General features: G+C 41.0%; 15 protein-coding genes. 8 read left to right on the forward strand and 7 right to left on the reverse strand.

Annotated features, from left to right (window positions below; translation table 11 throughout):
• Window positions 1–235: 235 nt before the first annotated feature.
• The 6 genes from ilvG to IPMB12_RS09635 all read left to right on the forward strand — a co-directional run bounded on the left by ilvG (window position 236) and on the right by IPMB12_RS09635 (window position 8,051).
• The gene (gene ilvG / locus IPMB12_RS09610) at window positions 236–1,894 is read left to right on the forward strand and encodes an acetolactate synthase 2 catalytic subunit (protein WP_166917161.1); all 1,659 of its coding nucleotides are present in this window, start codon (window positions 236–238) and stop codon (window positions 1,892–1,894) included.
• A 10-nt stretch (window positions 1,895–1,904) separates the two neighbouring features.
• Window positions 1,905–2,144 carry an acetolactate synthase 2 small subunit gene (ilvM, locus tag IPMB12_RS09615; protein ID WP_166917163.1) on the forward strand — a complete coding sequence of 80 codons (240 nt, stop codon included), beginning with the start codon at window positions 1,905–1,907 and terminating at the stop codon, window positions 2,142–2,144.
• A gap of 77 nt (window positions 2,145–2,221) precedes the next feature.
• Window positions 2,222–3,154: a branched-chain amino acid transaminase gene (locus IPMB12_RS09620; RefSeq protein WP_166917165.1), complete on the forward strand. Its 933-nt coding sequence runs from the start codon at window positions 2,222–2,224 to the stop codon at window positions 3,152–3,154.
• 99 nt (window positions 3,155–3,253) lie between these two features.
• Window positions 3,254–5,104, forward strand: a complete 1,851-nt coding sequence (gene ilvD / locus IPMB12_RS09625) for a dihydroxy-acid dehydratase (protein ID WP_166917167.1) — start codon at window positions 3,254–3,256, stop codon at window positions 5,102–5,104.
• A gap of 22 nt (window positions 5,105–5,126) precedes the next feature.
• The gene (gene ilvA / locus IPMB12_RS09630) at window positions 5,127–6,647 is read left to right on the forward strand and encodes a threonine ammonia-lyase, biosynthetic (protein ID WP_166917169.1); all 1,521 of its coding nucleotides are present in this window, start codon (window positions 5,127–5,129) and stop codon (window positions 6,645–6,647) included.
• Between the two features lie 411 nt (window positions 6,648–7,058).
• A complete protein-coding gene (locus IPMB12_RS09635) occupies window positions 7,059–8,051 on the forward strand; it encodes a Gfo/Idh/MocA family protein (protein ID WP_166917171.1) in 993 nt (330 codons plus the stop codon).
• A gap of 84 nt (window positions 8,052–8,135) precedes the next feature.
• On the opposite strand, the gene IPMB12_RS09640 is transcribed toward IPMB12_RS09635, so the two are convergent.
• From IPMB12_RS09640 to fbp, 7 genes are all read right to left on the reverse strand, one after another.
• Window positions 8,136–9,299: a M20 aminoacylase family protein gene (locus IPMB12_RS09640; protein WP_166917175.1), complete on the reverse strand. Its 1,164-nt coding sequence runs from the start codon at window positions 9,297–9,299 to the stop codon at window positions 8,136–8,138.
• A gap of 11 nt (window positions 9,300–9,310) precedes the next feature.
• Window positions 9,311–10,159, reverse strand: a complete 849-nt coding sequence (locus tag IPMB12_RS09645) for a VOC family protein (RefSeq protein WP_166917178.1) — start codon at window positions 10,157–10,159, stop codon at window positions 9,311–9,313.
• Between the two features lie 35 nt (window positions 10,160–10,194).
• Window positions 10,195–11,832, reverse strand: coding sequence for an ABC transporter ATP-binding protein (locus IPMB12_RS09650; RefSeq protein WP_166917180.1), 1,638 nt, complete (start codon window positions 11,830–11,832; stop codon window positions 10,195–10,197).
• Entirely contained in the window at window positions 11,829–12,659 is an 831-nt protein-coding gene (locus tag IPMB12_RS09655) for an ABC transporter permease (protein WP_166917182.1), read from the reverse strand. The genes IPMB12_RS09650 and IPMB12_RS09655 overlap by 4 nt, the downstream gene beginning before the upstream one ends.
• Window positions 12,660–12,669: 10 nt before the next feature.
• Complete coding sequence (locus IPMB12_RS09660) at window positions 12,670–13,647, reverse strand: ABC transporter permease (protein WP_166917774.1); 978 nt, start codon at window positions 13,645–13,647, stop codon at window positions 12,670–12,672.
• Window positions 13,648–13,677: 30 nt separating this feature from the next.
• Window positions 13,678–15,288: an ABC transporter substrate-binding protein gene (locus IPMB12_RS09665; protein ID WP_166917184.1), complete on the reverse strand. Its 1,611-nt coding sequence runs from the start codon at window positions 15,286–15,288 to the stop codon at window positions 13,678–13,680.
• Window positions 15,289–15,606: 318 nt separating this feature from the next.
• The gene (gene fbp, locus IPMB12_RS09670) at window positions 15,607–16,611 is read right to left on the reverse strand and encodes a class 1 fructose-bisphosphatase (protein WP_166917186.1); all 1,005 of its coding nucleotides are present in this window, start codon (window positions 16,609–16,611) and stop codon (window positions 15,607–15,609) included.
• Between the two features lie 177 nt (window positions 16,612–16,788).
• Here fbp and IPMB12_RS09675 point away from each other — a divergent pair, with 177 nt between their 5' ends.
• Together IPMB12_RS09675 and dapA are read left to right on the forward strand one after the other, a co-directional pair.
• Window positions 16,789–17,538 (forward strand): Nif3-like dinuclear metal center hexameric protein, encoded by a 750-nt coding sequence (locus tag IPMB12_RS09675; protein WP_166917188.1) that lies wholly within the window; start codon window positions 16,789–16,791, stop codon window positions 17,536–17,538.
• Between the two features lie 179 nt (window positions 17,539–17,717).
• On the forward strand, window positions 17,718–18,596 hold the full coding sequence (gene dapA / locus IPMB12_RS09680; RefSeq protein WP_166917190.1) for a 4-hydroxy-tetrahydrodipicolinate synthase: 879 nt from the start codon (window positions 17,718–17,720) through the stop codon (window positions 18,594–18,596).
• Window positions 18,597–18,653 lie beyond the last annotated feature (57 nt).

Here is an 18,653-nt window from a genome sequence, read left to right on the forward strand (position 1 = left end):
TTCTATATTAAATCAAATTTTCAATCAGACTGAGATCAATACTTATGAATTCTATTTTTAATGCAATCGTCCTCATTATTAGCGTGGTGGTCATTATTCCATCGCGAGGGCGTTGCTTGAGAAAAATAGATTGATCAGATCTAGATTACCAACAAAGCCCTCGCAAAATGCGGGGGCTTTTTTTTGAATCAAATTTAAATAGAGAAATAGCGAAAATAGAGATGAGAGGCAAATTATGACAGGGTCACAGTGGATAGTTAAAACGCTTAAAAATCAAGGGGTTGAAATTGTTTTTGGATATCCTGGCGGACAAATAATGCCTCTTTATGACGCTTTGTATGATGGTGGGCTTGAACATCTGTTATGCCGTCATGAACAAGGTGCGGCAATGGCGGCTATTGGCTATGCAAGAGCAACCGGTAAAACAGGGGTATGTATTGCAACTTCTGGTCCGGGTGCAACAAACTTATTAACTGGTCTTGCTGATGCAATGATTGACTCCGTTCCGGTTGTGGCTATTACCGGACAAGTTCCTACTAATTTAATCGGTACCGATGCTTTTCAGGAAGTTGATGTATTAAGCCTGTCTTTAGCTTGTACTAAACATAGTTTTTTAGTTGAACGGGCAGAGGATTTGCCGGATACCATAAAACAGGCATTTGAAATTGCCAGCTCAGGACGTCCCGGACCCGTTTTAATTGATATTCCTAAAGACATCCAAATAGCTAAAGCCGATTTTGCCAGTTACTTAACTTCATCTTCTCCAACTTATACCTTACCTCAAGCCTCACCAGTGGATCTTGCAACCGCTAAACAGATGCTTTCTCAGTCACAAAAACCAATGTTATATGTTGGTGGTGGTGTTGGTCTTGCAAATGCCGTAACAGAATTAAGAGAATTCGAGGAAGAAACAGGTATTCCTTGTGTTTCAACACTGAAGGGACTTGGTGCGGCAGATTGTGACAATCCGTTTTACTTAGGGCTTCTTGGTATGCATGGTTCTAAGGCCGCTAATCTGGCCGTACAAGAGTGTGATTTATTGATTGCTGTTGGTGTGCGTTTTGATGACCGCGTAACAGGTAAATTAAATGAATTTGCTCGTGATGCGAAAGTGATTCATTTAGATATCGATCCCGCTGAAATTAATAAATTACGTCAGGTTCACGTGGCACTGGAAGGTGACCTGAAAGTATCTCTGCCTGTTTTAAAGCAACCAATGAATATCACTCAGTGGCAACAACATGTTCTTGATTTAACGAAACAATACCCGGTTAGATACGATCACCCGGGCGATGCTATTTATGCACCATTATTATTAAAACAAATCTCAGAACGAAAGTCTCCCCAAACTGTCGTTACAACTGATGTTGGGCAACACCAAATGTGGACTGCTCAGCATATGACCTTTACGTCCCCGGAAAACTTTATCACCTCGAGTGGTCTGGGAACAATGGGATTTGGATTACCTGCTGCAATTGGTGCACAAATTGCAAGACCCGGTGATTGTGTCGTCTGTGTTTCTGGCGATGGTTCATTTATGATGAACGTACAGGAACTGACGACAATTAAACGTAAAAAGCTGCCAGTCAAAATCGTTCTGATAGACAACCAAAGACTTGGTATGGTCAGACAATGGCAACAACTATTTTTTGACGCGCGCTATAGTGAAACTAATTTATCAGACAATCCTGACTTTTTGATCCTGGCCAGTGCGTTTGATATTCCCGGACAACGCATTACTTGTAAGCATGAAGTGTCTGAGGCTTTAGAGAAAATGTTTACTCATCAAGGTCCTTACCTGCTTCATGTTGCGATCGATGAGTTAGAAAACGTCTGGCCGCTTGTTCCACCGGGAGCAGCTAATGAAAAAATGTTAGAAAGTGCATCACAATAAGGATAATAGAATGAAAACCAAGCAATACAATTTTATGATTAAAGCCTATTATCGCTTAGGTGTATTGGAAAGAATGCTGAGAGTGATTCGCCATCGTGGTGGTTATATTCATCAGATGCAAATGGCAGAAAGTGGCGCTGAAACTTTAGAGCTATCACTAACACTTTCGACTGAACGTCCGCCGGAACTGTTGCAGGCACAGCTAAATAAACTGGTTGATGTGATCACGACCGAAATTGCGCCAAAGTAATTACACCAGGGTAATGTGGGCAAAAACAGAATTGAACTGAGTTATATCATTATAAAATTTGATTAAGGATTAATATTATGGGAACAACAAGTAAGTCAGACTATATTTGGTTTAATGGTGAAATGGTTGAATGGGCAAATGCTAAAGTCCACGTGATGTCACATGCCTTACATTATGGTTCATCAGTTTTTGAAGGTATTCGCTGTTATGATACCCATAAAGGTCCGGCTGTTTTCCGTCATCGTGAACATATGCAGCGTCTACATGATTCAGCTAAAATTTATCGTATGCCAATTGCTTATTCTGCTGATGAGCTGATGGCATCAACACGTGCTACGCTCGTCAAAAATAACCTGACCAGCGCTTATATTCGTCCTTTAGTGTTTATTGGTGATGTTGGCATGGGGGTTAATCCAAAAGAGGGATATAAAACAGACGTGATTATTGCGGCTTTCCCTTGGGGGGCTTATTTAGGTGAAGATGCTTTAGAACAAGGTATTAATGCGATGGTTTCATCATGGAACCGTGCAGCTCCAAATACCATTCCAACAGCTGCTAAAGCCGGTGGTAACTACCTATCGTCTTTACTGGTTGGTAACGAAGCCAGACGTCTTGGCTTTCAGGAAGGGATTGCACTGGATGTGAATGGCTATGTGTCAGAAGGAGCAGGGGAAAATATCTTCTTAGTGAAAAATGGTATTCTATTTACTCCAACCTTGACTTCTGCAGCTCTACCGGGGATTACTCGTGATGCTATTCTAACTTTAGCTAAAGATATTGGTATTGAGATCCGTGAACAGACATTATCACGTGAATCACTCTACTTAGCGGATGAAGTATTTATGACTGGTACTGCGGCTGAAATTACACCAGTACGCAGTATCGATGGCATTCAAATAGGTATTGGTCGTCGTGGTGCAGTAACGACTAAAATACAACAGGCTTTCTTTGGTTTATTTAACGGTCAGACAGAAGATAAATACGGCTGGCTGGATTTAGTTAAACCATAAAAATATTTATATAAATCACTCGAATTCTTATACATCTTTTGTAAGAATAGAGAAACTTATTTACTGACAATTTAATTATTGAAAATCGTGGAGTGGCATATGCCAAAGTATCGTTCAGCAACATCAATAGAAGGTCGTAATATGGCAGGTGCTCGTTCTTTATGGCGAGCAACCGGAATGAAAAATGAAGATTTTGGTAAGCCAATTATTGCAGTCGTTAACTCATTTACACAATTTGTTCCGGGTCACGTACATTTAAAAGATATTGGACAATTAGTAGCAAGACACATTGAAGATGCTGGCGGTGTGGCAAAAGAGTTTAATACTATCGCTGTTGATGATGGTATTGCTATGGGACATGGTGGGATGCTTTACTCGCTTCCTTCACGTGAACTGATTGCTGACTCGGTAGAGTATATGGTTAATGCGCACTGTGCTGACGCAATGATCTGTATTTCTAACTGTGACAAAATCACTCCGGGAATGTTGATGGCTGCGCTGCGTCTTAATATTCCGGCAATTTTCGTTTCCGGTGGTCCTATGGAAGCGGGCAAAACTAAGCTTTCCGATCAAATAATTAAACTGGATTTAATCGATGCCATGATTCAGGGCGCAAATCCGGATGTCAGTGATGAAGATAGCCAAAAAATTGAAGAATCTGCGTGTCCAACTTGTGGTTCTTGCTCTGGTATGTTTACTGCTAACTCCATGAACTGTTTAGCTGAAGCACTTGGTTTAGCACTGCCGGGCAACGGTTCTTTAGTGGCAACGCATAAGCAACGTGAACACTTATTTGTTGAAGCTGCAAAACGTATTGTGGATTTAACTAAACGCTACTACGAAAAAGATGATGCTTCAGTTCTGCCACGCGCTATTGCCAGCAAAGCCGCTTATGAAAATGCGATGGCACTAGACATTGCTATGGGTGGTTCAACCAACACTGTTCTGCATTTACTCGCGACAGCGCAAGAGGGTGAAGTCGATTTTGATATGACTGATATCGATCGTCTGTCTCGCTTAATTCCCCATTTATGTAAAGTAGCGCCAAGTACCCAAAAATACCATATGGAAGATGTACACCGTGCAGGTGGTGTTATTTCTATTTTAGCTGAACTTGATAAAGCAGGTTTGGTGAATAATCAGGTGAAAAACGTATTAGGATTAACCCTGTCAGAAACTATCCAACAGTACGATATTTTAAAAACAACCAATGAAGCCGTGAAAAAAATGTATCGTTCAGGGCCGGCGGGTATTCGTACCACTAAGGCATTCTCTCAGGATTGTTATTGGGATGAGCTGGATACCGATCGTGAAAATGGTTGTATCCGTTCTAAAGAGTTTGCTTATAGCCAGGACGGCGGTCTTGCAGCGTTATACGGTAACGTAGCACTGGATGGTGCAATTGTAAAAACAGCGGGTGTTTCAGCAGAAAACTTAGTGTTTAAAGGTCCTGCAAAAGTTTATGAAAGTCAGGAAGATGCTGTTAGTGCAATTCTTGGTGGTAAAGTTGTTGCTGGTGATGTTGTGGTTATCCGCTATGAAGGGCCTAAAGGCGGGCCGGGCATGCAAGAGATGCTATATCCAACCAGCTTCTTAAAATCAATGGGACTGGGTAAAGCGTGTGCGCTAATTACTGATGGTCGTTTCTCTGGCGGTACATCAGGGCTTTCAATTGGTCATATTTCACCAGAAGCAGCCAATGGCGGTATGATTGGTTTAGTTAAAGATGGTGACTTGATCGATATTGATATACCAAAACGTCGTTTAGAACTGCTTGTTTCTCCTGAAGAGTTAGACAGACGCCGAGTGGCAGAAGAGGAACGTGGTGATAAAGCCTGGACACCAAAAGATCGAAAACGTCAGGTTTCTTATGCACTACGTGCCTATGCAAGTCTGGCAACAAGTGCTGATAAAGGCGCAGTCAGAGATAAATCAAAATTAGGCGGTTAACGTGGTGATCAGAAAACAATCTATGACAGGAGCGGACTATTTAAAGGCTACTCTCTGTTCACCCGTTTATGACGTGGCTGTTGTGACTCCACTGGAAAGAATGGAGAAAATCTCAGATCGTTTGGGTAATCAGGTTTTTGTTAAACGCGAAGACCGTCAGCCAGTGCACAGCTTTAAAATTCGTGGTGCTCAGGCGATGATTGCCAGTCTTTCTGACGAAGAGCGCAAAAAAGGGGTTATTGCCGCCTCTGCGGGTAATCATGCACAAGGCGTAGCGCTGTCTGCTTCAAGACGTGGAATTAACTCTCTGATTGTGATGCCAATGACAACACCTGATATCAAAGTTGATGCAGTACGTAACTTTGGTGGGGAGGTGTTACTCTATGGTGCTAATTTTGATGAAGCGAAAACCAAAGCAATAGAGCTGGCAAAACAGCAGGGGCGTACTTTTATTCCACCGTTTGATCATCCGCTGGTGATTGCCGGTCAAGGCAGTGTGGCGATGGAGTTGTTACAGCAAAACGCCAGCCTTGATCGTATTTTTGTACCTGTTGGCGGCGGCGGACTGGCTGCTGGTGTTGCTGTGCTTATCAAACAAATTATGCCGTCGATTAAGGTGATTGCAGTTGAAGCGGAAGATTCTGCTTGTTTAAAAGCTGCGATGGAAGCGGGTGAGCCGGTTGATTTACCACGTGTTGGCTTGTTTGCTGAAGGTGTTGCAGTTAAACGTATTGGTGATGAAACCTTCCGTGTCTGTCAGCAATATTTAGATGATATCGTGGTGGTTGATAGCGATGAAATCTGTGCAGCAGTTAAAGACCTGTTTGATGACGTACGAGCAGTAGCAGAACCTTCAGGTGCACTGGCTCTGGCAGGACTCAAAAAATATGTTGATCAACATAACATTCGTGGTGAAAAGTTAGCACATGTGCTTTCTGGCGCAAATATGAATTTCCATAGTCTGCGTTATGTTTCTGAACGCTGCGAACTGGGCGAGAAACGTGAAGCACTCTTTGCTGTGACAATTCCGGAACAAAAAGGAAGTTTTTTAAAATTCTGTCAGTTACTTGGTGGTCGTTCTGTGACTGAGTTTAATTACCGTTATCACACAGCATCTGATGCCTGTATCTTTGTTGGTGTACGTATCTCTCGTGGTGAAGCAGAAAAAGAAGAGATCATTCGTGAGCTGTCTGTGGGTGGTTATGATGTAGTTGATCTTTCAGATGATGAAATGGCTAAACTCCATGTTCGTTATATGATTGGTGGAAAACCGTGCCAGCCAATTTCAGAACAGTTCTATAGTTTTGAATTTCCGGAATCACCTGGGGCACTACTTAAGTTCTTACAAACTCTGGGAACTAACTGGAATATCTCAATGTTCCATTATCGTAGTCATGGTACTGATTATGGACGTGTGCTGGCAGGATTTGAACTGTCAGAAAAAGATGTGGCTTTTGCCCGTCATTTATCTGAGCTCAATTATGATTATCATGATGAAACAGCCAATCCATCGTTAAAATTCTTTTTAACGCATTCAAAATAATTTCTTTAGTATTTTTCTTAAAAGCGCGACTACGTCGCGCAACTCAATTCAAACCTCTTGTTGGGGTATCAGTATGAGTTTGTTGGGGGAGCACGCCCCCTTTTGCATGTGTTTTTTAAGAGGATGCATACTGAGCTTATCGGTACTATGGAGTAAGCGTTACATGGCTTGCATGTTCAGCGCATCGGAATAGTACCGGTAAGCTCACACCCAGGTTAATACTTTCACCGCTCCAAGATCTACAAGCACGACTACATCGTGCAACACACTCAAGCTAATACTTTCACCACTCTAAGTTCTACAAAGCGCGACTGTGTCGCGCAACTCTAATAATTTCATATCTTAAGCAAAAGTGAAGTGCTATATTATACCCCACATCCATTTAATTATTCATGCTTGAAGGAGTAGGTTATGATTCGATTAGCTATCATTGGTACCAACTGGATTACGGATAAATTTGTTGACGCAGCTCATCAAACCGGCAAGATTAAATTAGTTGCTGTATATTCCAGAAAGATTGAACAAGCTAAAGAGTTTGGTAAAAAATATCACGTTGAACACTATTTTGATTCTTTAGAAGACATGGCAAATTCGGATCTGATCGATGCAGTTTATATTGCCAGCCCAAATTCATTTCACTACCCGCAAGCGAAGTTTTTCCTTGAGCATAAAAAACATGTTGTTTGCGAGAAACCAATCACATCAAATATCGAGCAAACAAGGTCTTTAATTAAGATTGCCAAAGAAAATCAAAAAATTATTTTTGAGGCCTTTAAAACTCCTTATTTGCCAAACTTTGAAGTGGTAAAACAGTTTTTACCAAAACTGGGCAAACTCCGTAAGGTGCTATTAACCTATTGTCAGTATTCATCACGTTACCAACGCTACCTGGATGGTGAAAACCCAAATACCTTTAATCCTGAATTCTCTAATGGTTCAATTATGGATATTGGTCTTTACCCGGCAGGTGCTGCAATTGCACTTTGGGGTAAACCAAAAACTGTTTATGCAAATGCAACACTGCTTGATTCTGGAGTGGATGCGCACGGTACAGTTGTGATGAATTATGGTGATTTTGATGTCACCATTTTCCACTCAAAAGTCAGTGATTCTAACATTCCAAGTGAAATTCAGGGTGAAGACGGCAGCATACTCATTGAACACGAATCAGTGATGGAGAAAGTCACCTTTATTCCAAGAAAAGGCTTAGGCGTGACAGAAAACCTGACTCTTGAGCAGAAAGAAAACACCATGTATTACGAGGCAGAAGTCTTTGCTAAGTTGGTTCAAGATAACCAACTGGATCATAAAGGGCTGGTTTATTCTGAACAGTTATCAGAACTTTTAACTGAAGTGAGAAGACAAACTGGCGTAGTATTTCCTGCTGATAAACAAAGCATTTAAAAATTGCTTATTAATCAAATGGTTATTATTAAAATTAAAAAGGATAAGTATCACTACTTATCCTTTTATTTTTTAAGGTGTTATTTATTTACCCAGTTGGGCATTCACAATTCCAACATAATAAGCTGCACCTGTGGTTAACACTTCATCGTTGAAGTTATAAGCAGGATTGTGTAAGTTTGCTCCCGGACCTGCACCTAACCAGATATAAGCACCCGGTTTTTCCTGTAACATAAAGGCGAAGTCTTCAGCGCCCATTGATGGTTCAACGTCAGTCACTACGTTTTCTGCTCCTACGATTTTAGAAGCTACTTCAATCGCTACATCAGTTTCTACTTTATGATTGATGGTGGCAGGGTAGCGACGCTCATAACGAACTTCAGCTTTAGCATTAAACGTAGCGGCAAGCCCCTGAGAAATCTCATTGATACGTTTTTCAGCCATATCCTGTACATCTTTTTTAAATGAACGCACAGTACCACGAATCACTGCTTCTTGTGGCAGAACGTTCCAGGTATCACCACTATGAATCTGAGTAATACTGACAACCAGCGAATCAAACGGATTAGCATTACGGCTGGCAATCGTCTGTAAAGCAATCGCAATGTGGCTGGCCAGAACAATAGTATCTTTGCCTAAATGTGGCGCAGCAGCGTGAGCACCAAGTCCGGTTAGTTTAATTTCAAACGTGTCATAAGCAGCCATAATTGGACCCTGACAAATTAAGAAATGGCCAAGTGGCATATTAGGTTGGTTATGCATACCAAATACAGACTCGATCGGGAAACGTTTGAATAAACCGTTTTCAACCATCACGCGTCCACCGCCTTCGTTCTCTTCAGCAGGTTGGAAGATTACAACCACAGTACCAGCAAAATCACGATGCTGAGCTAAATACTTTGCGGCACCAAGTAACATTGCGGTATGGCCATCATGACCGCAGGCATGCATTTTGCCCGGGATTTTAGAGCAGTAATTAATATCATTCTTTTCAATAACATCAAGAGCATCGATATCAGCACGTAGTCCGACCCATTTACCTTCTTTTTTACCTTTGATGATACCAACCACACCTGTTGGCGCAAATTCAGTATAAAGTTCATCAATACCAAATGATTTGAGTTGCTCGATAATATACTGAGTCGTTTTTTGTTCTTCAAAAGCAGTTTCAGGATAAGTATGGATATGATGACGCCAGTCAGTCATCTCTTTTTTTAGAGCTTCGATATCTTTAGAAATATTAGTCATTGCTTAGAGTCCTATTCTACAAAAGTCATTACTACACCAAACGTTTCACTTGCGGGAACTAAAATTGATGATTCCCTTTCAATAAATTTGATACTTCCGTCAGCCAGTGCTTGTCTTGTCTGTCCGAGAGATTTGGTTTTAAACGATAAGGCAACTTTACGATCTTTATCGTTTTTTGCTTTTGACAGTGTATCACCAAATTCTTTCTTTGTGGCTTCTGGTGTTAAATAATCGATGACTTTATTCTCAGCTTTAAGACGTAGTCCTCCGGCAATTTCAACAATCTGGCTACCTAGAAAGGTATTGCGCAACAGCTCAATGGATTTAGTCGGATCTTTCGCTTCCAGAACAACACGGACAATATTTAACACGCCATTTTTATGCTTTTGCCATTCAGGACGATAAACCAATTCAGGAGTTAAGTGGTCACAAAAGAAAATTTGCCCGTTTGGAGTATAACTTGGATCGAGTCTTACTGTTTTAAAGCGAGCTTCTGGCTTTGAACCATCAGGTAATTCAACCGGACGGAAGAATGATTTAGGACCATTACCATCGACTTTGACACCATGAGCGATTAATGATTTATATAAACCTTCGGAATCTTTAGTTTTAAACACTAAACCGGTTAAGCCGTTATCAAAGCGCCAGCTAGCATCTACTTTATCGGCATTTTGTGGTTCATAACCAAGGAGTTCCAGATAGGTAGTGCCAAAAATTGCCAGATTATTGCTGGTACCCAGTGAGTGATGACCGCGAGCAGTCATGGTAAAGCCTAATTTTTGATACTGCTTATAAGAGGCATCTAACTGGTCTGAAACAGTGATGACGACGTGGTCAATCTGCGGAATAATTTGTGTCATGCTTTTGCTCCTGTTTTGCTTAGAGTAAGACAGTCTTAAATGTGAATTGCTGGTGACATATCAATTAAACGGGGAGGATTCCAATTCTTCCCCGGCACAGCATCAAGTAGACTTTTGGTATACTCATGTTGTGGCTTGGTAAAAACTTGTGATGCAAGGCCTTGTTCAACAATATTACCGTTTTTCATGACGATAATTGAATCACAAATCTGAGCTGCAACGCGCAGATCATGGGTGATAAAAATTAATGTTAAGCCTAACTTTTCTCTTAGCTCAGCTAAAAGTTGTAATACTTGCTCTTGCACTGACACGTCTAGGGCTGAAACTGGCTCATCAGCCACCAGAATTTTAGGCTCCAGCGCTAATGCTCTGGCCAGACCAATACGCTGACGCTGACCACCAGAAAACTCATGGGGATAACGATGTACCGCTTCACTATCCAGACCGACTAATTTAAACAGCACTTTGGCTTTTTCCATGGCACTTTGCTTTGTCATTCCATATAGCTGAGGACCAATAGCTACTTGTTCTCCTACTTTTTTACGTGGATTGAGTGACGCATAAGGATCCTGAAACACCATCTGAATATTGCGTGAATATTGACGCAGAGTTTTACCTTTTAGGTCAGCAATATTGACGTTATCAAATTCAATTTGTCCCTCATCAATATTCAACAACTTTATGATACAACGTGCAAGTGTTGATTTACCGGAACCGCTCTCTCCAACAATCCCAATGGTGCCTCCCTGAGGAACGGTAAAACTGACATCATTAACAGCGTGAGTAATACGTCTATTGCGCTTAAACAGGCCACCGCTACGATAAGTTTTAGTTACATGATTTACATTTAATATGCTGTTTTGGCTAATTAAACGGGCATCGCTTGGTGATAGCGGCGGCACTGCAGCGATTAATCGTTGAGTATAAGGATGAGTCGGATGATTCAGGACGTCATTAACACTACCTTGTTCAACCAGTTCGCCTTTTTGAATCACAGCCACATGAGTGGCAATTTCTGCCACCACACCAAAGTCATGGGTGATAAACAGCACGGCAGTCCCTTTACGCTGCTGTAAATCACGGATTAGTTTTAAAATATGAGCCTGAGTCGTTACATCCAGCGCTGTTGTTGGTTCATCTGCGATCAAAACGGTGGGCTCTAATGCTAAAGCCATGGCTATCATCGCACGCTGGCGTTGTCCACCTGAGAGTTCATGCGGATAAGCTTTTGCGGCAGCCTCTGGGTTTGGAATCTGTACATCATTTAACAGCTCAAGCACTTTTTTATTGATGTCAGCTTTTTTTAACTTTGTATGGGTCCAATACATCTCTGCGATTTGATCTGCAATGGTACGCAGTGGATTAAGTGCGGTCATCGGCTCCTGAAAAATCATACCAATACGTGCGCCACGAATTTTACGCATCTGAGCATCGTTATAAGTCAGCAGATCTTCACCCTCAAACAGGATTTCACCGGAAGTCGCTTTTACCCGTTCAGGAAGTAATCCCATAATCGCACTGGACATCATCGATTTACCAGAACCGCTCTCACCGACAATACACAGAATTTCGTTATTGTTTAGCTCAAGAGAGACATTACTGATCGCATAGGGGCGATCAGCACCTTTAGGCAAGCTGACACTTAAATTGTGAATAGATAGTAGTGTACTCATCGTCTTTTTAGCCTCGGGTTTAAGGCATCGTTAATACCTTGTCCTACCAGTGAAACAGATAAAACTGTGAATAAAATAGCCAGACCCGGAATAGCGGAAACATACCACTGTGCGCGTAACACAGTGCGTCCACCACCAATTAAATTCCCCCATGATGGCACATTAGGATCAGAGAGATTTAAAAAGGCCAGCGCACTCTCCATTAAAATGGCGGTTGAAAGAATCACACTGGCATACATAATGACAGGTGGCAGGGCATTAGGCAGTATTTCACTAAAGATCAACCGGAAATTGGTCATACCTAGTGTTCGCCCGGCCTGTACAAATTCCTGATTACGTAAGGATAAAAATTCAGCCCGGGTTAAGCGCGCTACCGGCGGCCACGACACCAAGCCAATTGAGACAACGACAATTTCAATCGTCGAACCAAAAACAGCGACAGCCACAAGTAGTAGCAAGAAGTTAGGTAAAATTTGAAAGGCTTCTGTGATTCTCATCAACATATCATCAATAAAACCACCAAAAAAGCCGGAAACAGCGCCCACAGTAATACCGATAACGATAGAAATCACTGTAGCAATCAAGCCAATAAATAAAGAGATTCTGGCACCATGAAAGATTTGCGCTGCAATATTTCGCCCGACCTGATCTGTACCTAAGATAAATTTAGGATTATCCATTGGCCACTGTAGCGGACACCCGGCCAGACTTAATGGATTACCCGGATAAAACCAGTTTGCGCTCAAAGCAACAGCAATAATAACAAGCAACAGAATTAAACCCAATATGGCAACAGGGCTGCGAAAGTAATCTTTTACAAATGACATTTCTTCGCTCCTATTTTCTAATCGCAATACGTGGATCGAGTCTGGTATACAGCATATCGACGATAAAATTGATGATGATTACCACAATTGCTGACACAAAAACCACACCAAGCAGAGTATTCAGATCGCGCTGAATAACTGAGTCATAAGCTAAACGACCAAGCCCCGGAATCGCAAAAATACTTTCTATTACTACCGAACCACCAAGCATGGTTCCGGCTTGTAAGCCAATTAATGTCACCATTGGAAGCATGGCGTTGCGTAATACGTGTTTTACCAGAACCGCTCGTTTAGTGAGCCCTTTAGCACGCGCGGTACGAACAAAATCAAGAGTTGATACTTCAAGCAGCGATGCCCGCATAACGCGCAGGTAAATAGCTAAATAAGTCAGCGCTAAAGTGAATGTTGGCAGAATTAAATACCAGATAAGGTCGAGTACTGCACTAATCCCGGTTAAGGATTTATCAATTGACCCAAACCCACTTGGGGGTAACCAGTTTAAAAAAATAGAGAAGATTACAATTCCCATGAGTCCAAACCAGAAGGATGGAGTAGAGTAAAAAATTAAGCCCAAAATAGAGATTAACGAATCCTGCCAGCCATTGACTTTTTGTGCAGCTAAAATACCAAGTACGGTTCCAAGTGAAAACGCGATCAGCATAGCTGAACCCATCAGTAAAATAGTGGCTGGCAGACGTTCTAAGATAACGTCAACCACAGGTTTACCGTAAATTGCTGATTGTCCTAAATCTAAGTGAACTAAACGCCATAGGTAATTAGCCAGTCTGGAACTGACGCTCTGGTCCAGTTCATAATATTGACGCATTTCATCAATAACACTCTGTTCTGCTCCACCAATTTGTGCCAGCAGGGCGTCAACCGTATCGCCCGGTGCAAGTTGTAGCAGCAGAAACAGTCCTACCAAAATAATAATCAGTGATGGAATCGTGGTTAATAAGCGCCTGCCAGCCTGGCTAAGTAATTGCATCATGCGTTAATCCTTTTCCTTAAGCTTGAGTTACTTTTCAACCCAAACATCATACCAGCTGCTGGATGGCCATCTTGCGGTATTATGATGATTGTGAACTTTAGTACTGATGACAGAAATAAAGTTACGTTCTGTGGCAAACCAAAGTGGTAATTCATCATTTACGATTTGTACAAGTTCAGCATACATGGCTTTACGTTTTACCGGATCAATCTCAGAAGCCGCATTATCAATTAACGTATCGACTTTGTCAGATTGCCAGCCATATTGATTTGTCCACGGCGCACCGTCAGGACTGCCTGAACGTAACCAGACGGTAGTTGAAACAGCGGGATCACCACGGTATTGATGCCAGCCGGTTGCAATATCAAAATCATGTTGTTTATAGACAGCGTTTAGCGCACCGGCAGTATCCATATTGGCGATACTTACTTTGATACCCACTTCTGCTAAAGATTGTTGGATAAATGTGGCAAACATTGGAACATCTTCACTGTTATTAATGTGAACCAGTTTTAAATTAAAACGTGTACCATCAGCCTGACGTGGATATCCGGCTTCATCCAGCAATGCTTCAGCTTTTTGACGATCAAATGGATAAACCACTTTACTATCTTCTGGGTAGAAAGCTTTGGATGAGGACGGAATTAAACCCGTTGCCTGTTTTCCTTCACCATATAAGAAGTTCTCAATAAAGAAGGGGATATCTAAAGACTGTACAATCGCTTGTCTGACTTTTAGGTTAGCGATAATTGGATTCCTAAAGTTAAATTCAACGGTATTGTTAAATACGTTAGCTTCAGAACCTTTGGTTCTTACTTCAAATTGTGGATTACTTTTAAAACGATCAATATCAGCCAGCGTTAACTTAGAATAGACATTCATCTGAATTTGTCCGCTCTCCATAGCCGCTGCCGTTGATGATTTATCATCAATAATACGCCAGACGATTTTATCTAAGTAAGGATAGCCTTTACGCCAGTAATCAGGATTTTTCTCAACAATAATATGCTGACCACGTTGATATTCCACAAATTTGAACGGCCCGGTACCAACCGGTGCTGAGTTGTATGGATTTTCCAGTACATTGGTGCCTTCATACAGATGACGGGGAACCACATAGCCAAAATCAGCCAGTGCTCTGAGTAACAGATTCAATGGAATAGGGCGAGAATAGTTAAATACAGCAGTATGTTCATCGGGTGTATCAACAGATTCTAAGTTTAGTTGCAGAGCGGTTGAAAAATTCAGTTTGGTTTTCCAAAATTCTAAAGCACTGTACTGGACGTCAGCTGAAGTGAATGGTTTGCCGTCATGCCATTTTACGCCTTCACGCAGTTTGAACGTAATTGTCTTACCATCAGGGGAAGATATCCATGACGTTGCCAGAACCGGAACGATATTACTATCAGCATCAAGATCAACCAAAGATTCAACGATTTTACCTGAGATTTCATACACTCCAGTTGAAGCTCGCAGAGCAGGATTTAAAATTCGTTGTTCCCCCGAATAGTGCACAACCAGTGTTCCACCATAAACAGGAGTTTGCTGATCAGATTTTTCATCAGCAAATACACTAAACGGTGATAACGCTGCAATTAGCGCTGTCACCAATAAATTCTTCCGATTAAATAACTTCATTTCCTTGCTCCTGAGTCGTGATACCAGCGCTAATAATAGGGAAATAGATAAACCCTAATTTTCCATAAGACATGAAGAACAATATAGTTGAGTTTAAATAACGAAGAGAAATAACACTTTAGAATATCTTTATAACATTTAGATATATGTTGTAGAGGTAGCTGGTGGAGTGATGAGTCTTAAGTAAGGTCATAAACGAAAGTTATGATAAAAAGTTAAAGTTAAAAGAAGCTATAATTAACGAGAACTAAAATCTTATAATTAAAAGATATAAAGCAGTCAGGAGATAAGAAAAAGGGGCTTATGCCCCTTATCAATTTATAAATCTTTAAACTCTTCCATAAATTTCTCTGCATCTTCAACCATTGATTTAACACCAACAAAGAAAGGAGAACGTTGATGCAGTTCGGTTGGATTAATCTCCAGCACTCGGTTAAATCCGTCACTGGCTTTACCACCAGCTTGTTCTGCTAAAAACGCAATTGGGTTACATTCATAAAGCAGACGTAATTTACCTTTAGAATACTGGGCAGTATTTGGATAAATATAGATTCCGCCTTTAAGTAAATTACGGTGGAAGTCAGAAACCAGTGAACCAATATAACGAGAGGTATAAGGGCGTTTGGTTTTAGCGTCTTCTTCCTGACAATATTTAATATACTTTTTCACGCCGACCGGAAATTTCCAGTAGAAACCTTCATTGATAGAGTAAATATTACCAAATTTAGGGAACTGTACGTTTTCGTGTGATAAACAAAAAACACCAATAGACGGATCGTAAGTAAAAGCATGGACACCGCAACCGGTGGTATAAACCAACATGGTGGATGAACCATAAATAATATAACCTGCGGCTACTTGTTGATGACCGGGTTGTAAAAAGTCTTTTTCTGAAATTGGCTCACCAATTGGTGTGACACGATGATAGATCGAAAAGATGGTTCCGACAGAAACGTTAACATCGATGTTTGATGAACCATCGAGCGGATCCATAAGTACAACGTACTTAGCATGACACGCTTTATCATTACCGAAAATAACCAGTTCGTCTTCTTCCTCAGAAGCAATACCTGCTACAACGCCACGGGCTTCAAGTGCCGCTTTTAAGGTTTCATTGGCAAACACATCGAGTTTCATCTGTGTTTCGCCCTGAATATTTGAAGAACCATTAGCACCGATAATATCGACTAAACCTGCTTTATTGATATCGCGGTTAATAATTTTAGCGCCAAGTTTGATCGCTGACAGTAGTGCAGAAAGTTCACCTGTAGCATGTGGAAACTCATGCTGCTTTTCAATGATAAATTCACCAAGGGTTTTCATTACGATTATTTCCTGTTTAAACGACAGATTAAAATAAATAAGGGAACACATTATGTGAAGCGGTATAGATATACTATAAATAAGGTGAATAATCTATAAGAGATTGATTGCTTTTCACTATTCAAACAATTGCTGTGTCGCTATAATGCAGATTAAATGTACAAAGGATAACGTCTTATGCTAAATACAGAATTAGAGCAAATCATCAATAAAGAACTGAATGTGAATCTGTTCAAAGATTATACAACTAATGGTCTACAGGTTCAGGGTAAAAAGCAAATTCAAAAGATTGTGACCGGTGTGACAGCCTGTCAGCGTTTACTTGATGCAGCTGTTGAGCTTCAGGCAGATGCCGTGCTTGTTCATCATGGCTATTTTTGGGGTAATGAACCACAAATTATCACAGGCATGAAGTATAACCGTATCAAAACGTTGTTGACTAATGATATCAATTTACTGGCTTATCACTTGCCGTTAGATGGTCATTCGACTCTGGGTAATAACGTGTTACTCGCTGCTCTTCTTGGTATTGAGGTTTATCCTCGTCAGGATATTACCGATTTACTGTTTAAAGGTGAGTTTCAGACACCAATTTCAGCAGAACAATTAATCACGCGAATTGAACAGAAGTTGCACCATTCAGTGTTACATAGTGGTGATAATGCACCCGCGACTATAAAACGTATTGCCTGGTGTAGTGGTGGCGGGCAGGATTATCTGGAGCAAGCAGCTCAACAAGGATTTGATGCTTTTATTACCGGGGAAGTTTCTGAGAGAACTATTCACATCGCTCGTGAATATGGTCTTCACTTTTTTGCTGCAGGTCATCATGCGACTGAACGCTATGGAATTAAAGCCCTTGGTGAATGGTTGGCAAAAACACATCAACTATCTGTGGAATTTGTCGATATTGATAATCCGGCTTAAAGCCTGAGTTACAGAGAAAATAGCTTATAAATTCATCAATTATTATTGATAAAATTTATATCACTGCGTTGAATATAAATTGTTGCAATGTCAGGAATGACAAGGTTGAATTTACCTGAGAAATAACGCATACTTGCAACTTTACAGCACACTTATATCTAATCAATGAGAGGTATTTTATGTTTACAGGTAGTATCGTCGCAGTCGTGACCCCAATGGATGTTAAAGGCAATGTCGACCGAGTAAGCCTAAAGAAACTTGTTGATTATCATGTTGCCAGTGGTACATCTGCAATTGTTTCTGTTGGTACTACCGGTGAATCAGCGACACTTGATCACAAAGAACATATCGATGTGATTAAATTAACGGTGGAATATGCAGAAGGCCGTATCCCGGTGATCGCCGGTACAGGTGCTAATGCGACTGCTGAAGCTATCAGTTTAACTAAACAAGTGCAAACACTTGGCGTTGCCGGCTGTTTAACTGTAACTCCATATTACAATAAACCTACTCAGGAAGGTTTATATCAGCATTTTAAAGCAATTGCTGAAAATACGTCATTACCACAAATTCTGTATAACGTACCAGGTCGTACCGGTTGTGATATGCAACCTGAAACGGTCGGGCGTTTGGCCAAAATTAATAACATCGTAGCACTGAAAGATGCAACTGGCGATTTGTCCCGCGTATATAAAACTCGTCAGTTAGTCGGTGACAAATTTAAATTATTAAGTGGTGATGACAATACGTTTTTAGATTTCTTAATTTTAGGTGGTGATGGAACAATTTCTGTGACAGCCAATATTGCAGCCAGAGAACTAGCACGTATTTGCGAACTTGCCGCTGATAAACGCTTTGCTGAAGCGCGTGAAATGAATGAGCGTTTAATTCCACTGCATAGTAAATTATTTATGGAGCCTAACCCAATTCCGGTTAAATGGGCGTGTGAAAAATTAGGTTTAATCCAAAATGCAACTATGCGCTTACCGATGACTCCGCTCAGTGCAGCATCTGTTCCTGTTCTTGAACAGGCACTAAAGTTTGCTAAATTACTGTAAGACAATTTTCAATATGATACGCATTAAACGTATCATATTGATCTGAATTTGCGGTAG

Origin of the sequence: Zophobihabitans entericus (assembly GCF_011745665.1) — a bacterium.
In the GTDB taxonomy this organism is placed as follows: Bacteria; Pseudomonadota; Gammaproteobacteria; order Enterobacterales; family Orbaceae; genus Zophobihabitans; species Zophobihabitans entericus.

Excerpts from the sequence above, each read along its gene's own strand:
- ilvG (WP_166917161.1), top strand. The coding sequence starts at position 236 with ATGACAGGGTCACAGTGGATAGTTAAAACGCTTAAAAATCAAGGGGTT.
- ilvM (WP_166917163.1), top strand. The coding sequence starts at position 1,905 with ATGAAAACCAAGCAATACAATTTTATGATTAAAGCCTATTATCGCTTA.
- IPMB12_RS09620 (WP_166917165.1), top strand. The coding sequence starts at position 2,222 with ATGGGAACAACAAGTAAGTCAGACTATATTTGGTTTAATGGTGAAATG.
- ilvD (WP_166917167.1), top strand. The coding sequence starts at position 3,254 with ATGCCAAAGTATCGTTCAGCAACATCAATAGAAGGTCGTAATATGGCA.
- ilvA (WP_166917169.1), top strand. The coding sequence starts at position 5,127 with ATGACAGGAGCGGACTATTTAAAGGCTACTCTCTGTTCACCCGTTTAT.
- IPMB12_RS09635 (WP_166917171.1), top strand. The coding sequence starts at position 7,059 with ATGATTCGATTAGCTATCATTGGTACCAACTGGATTACGGATAAATTT.
- IPMB12_RS09640 (WP_166917175.1), bottom strand. The coding sequence starts at position 9,299 with ATGACTAATATTTCTAAAGATATCGAAGCTCTAAAAAAAGAGATGACT.
- IPMB12_RS09645 (WP_166917178.1), bottom strand. The coding sequence starts at position 10,159 with ATGACACAAATTATTCCGCAGATTGACCACGTCGTCATCACTGTTTCA.
- IPMB12_RS09650 (WP_166917180.1), bottom strand. The coding sequence starts at position 11,832 with ATGAGTACACTACTATCTATTCACAATTTAAGTGTCAGCTTGCCTAAA.
- IPMB12_RS09655 (WP_166917182.1), bottom strand. The coding sequence starts at position 12,659 with ATGTCATTTGTAAAAGATTACTTTCGCAGCCCTGTTGCCATATTGGGT.
- IPMB12_RS09660 (WP_166917774.1), bottom strand. The coding sequence starts at position 13,647 with ATGCAATTACTTAGCCAGGCTGGCAGGCGCTTATTAACCACGATTCCA.
- IPMB12_RS09665 (WP_166917184.1), bottom strand. The coding sequence starts at position 15,288 with ATGAAGTTATTTAATCGGAAGAATTTATTGGTGACAGCGCTAATTGCA.
- fbp (WP_166917186.1), bottom strand. The coding sequence starts at position 16,611 with ATGAAAACCCTTGGTGAATTTATCATTGAAAAGCAGCATGAGTTTCCA.
- IPMB12_RS09675 (WP_166917188.1), top strand. The coding sequence starts at position 16,789 with ATGCTAAATACAGAATTAGAGCAAATCATCAATAAAGAACTGAATGTG.
- dapA (WP_166917190.1), top strand. The coding sequence starts at position 17,718 with ATGTTTACAGGTAGTATCGTCGCAGTCGTGACCCCAATGGATGTTAAA.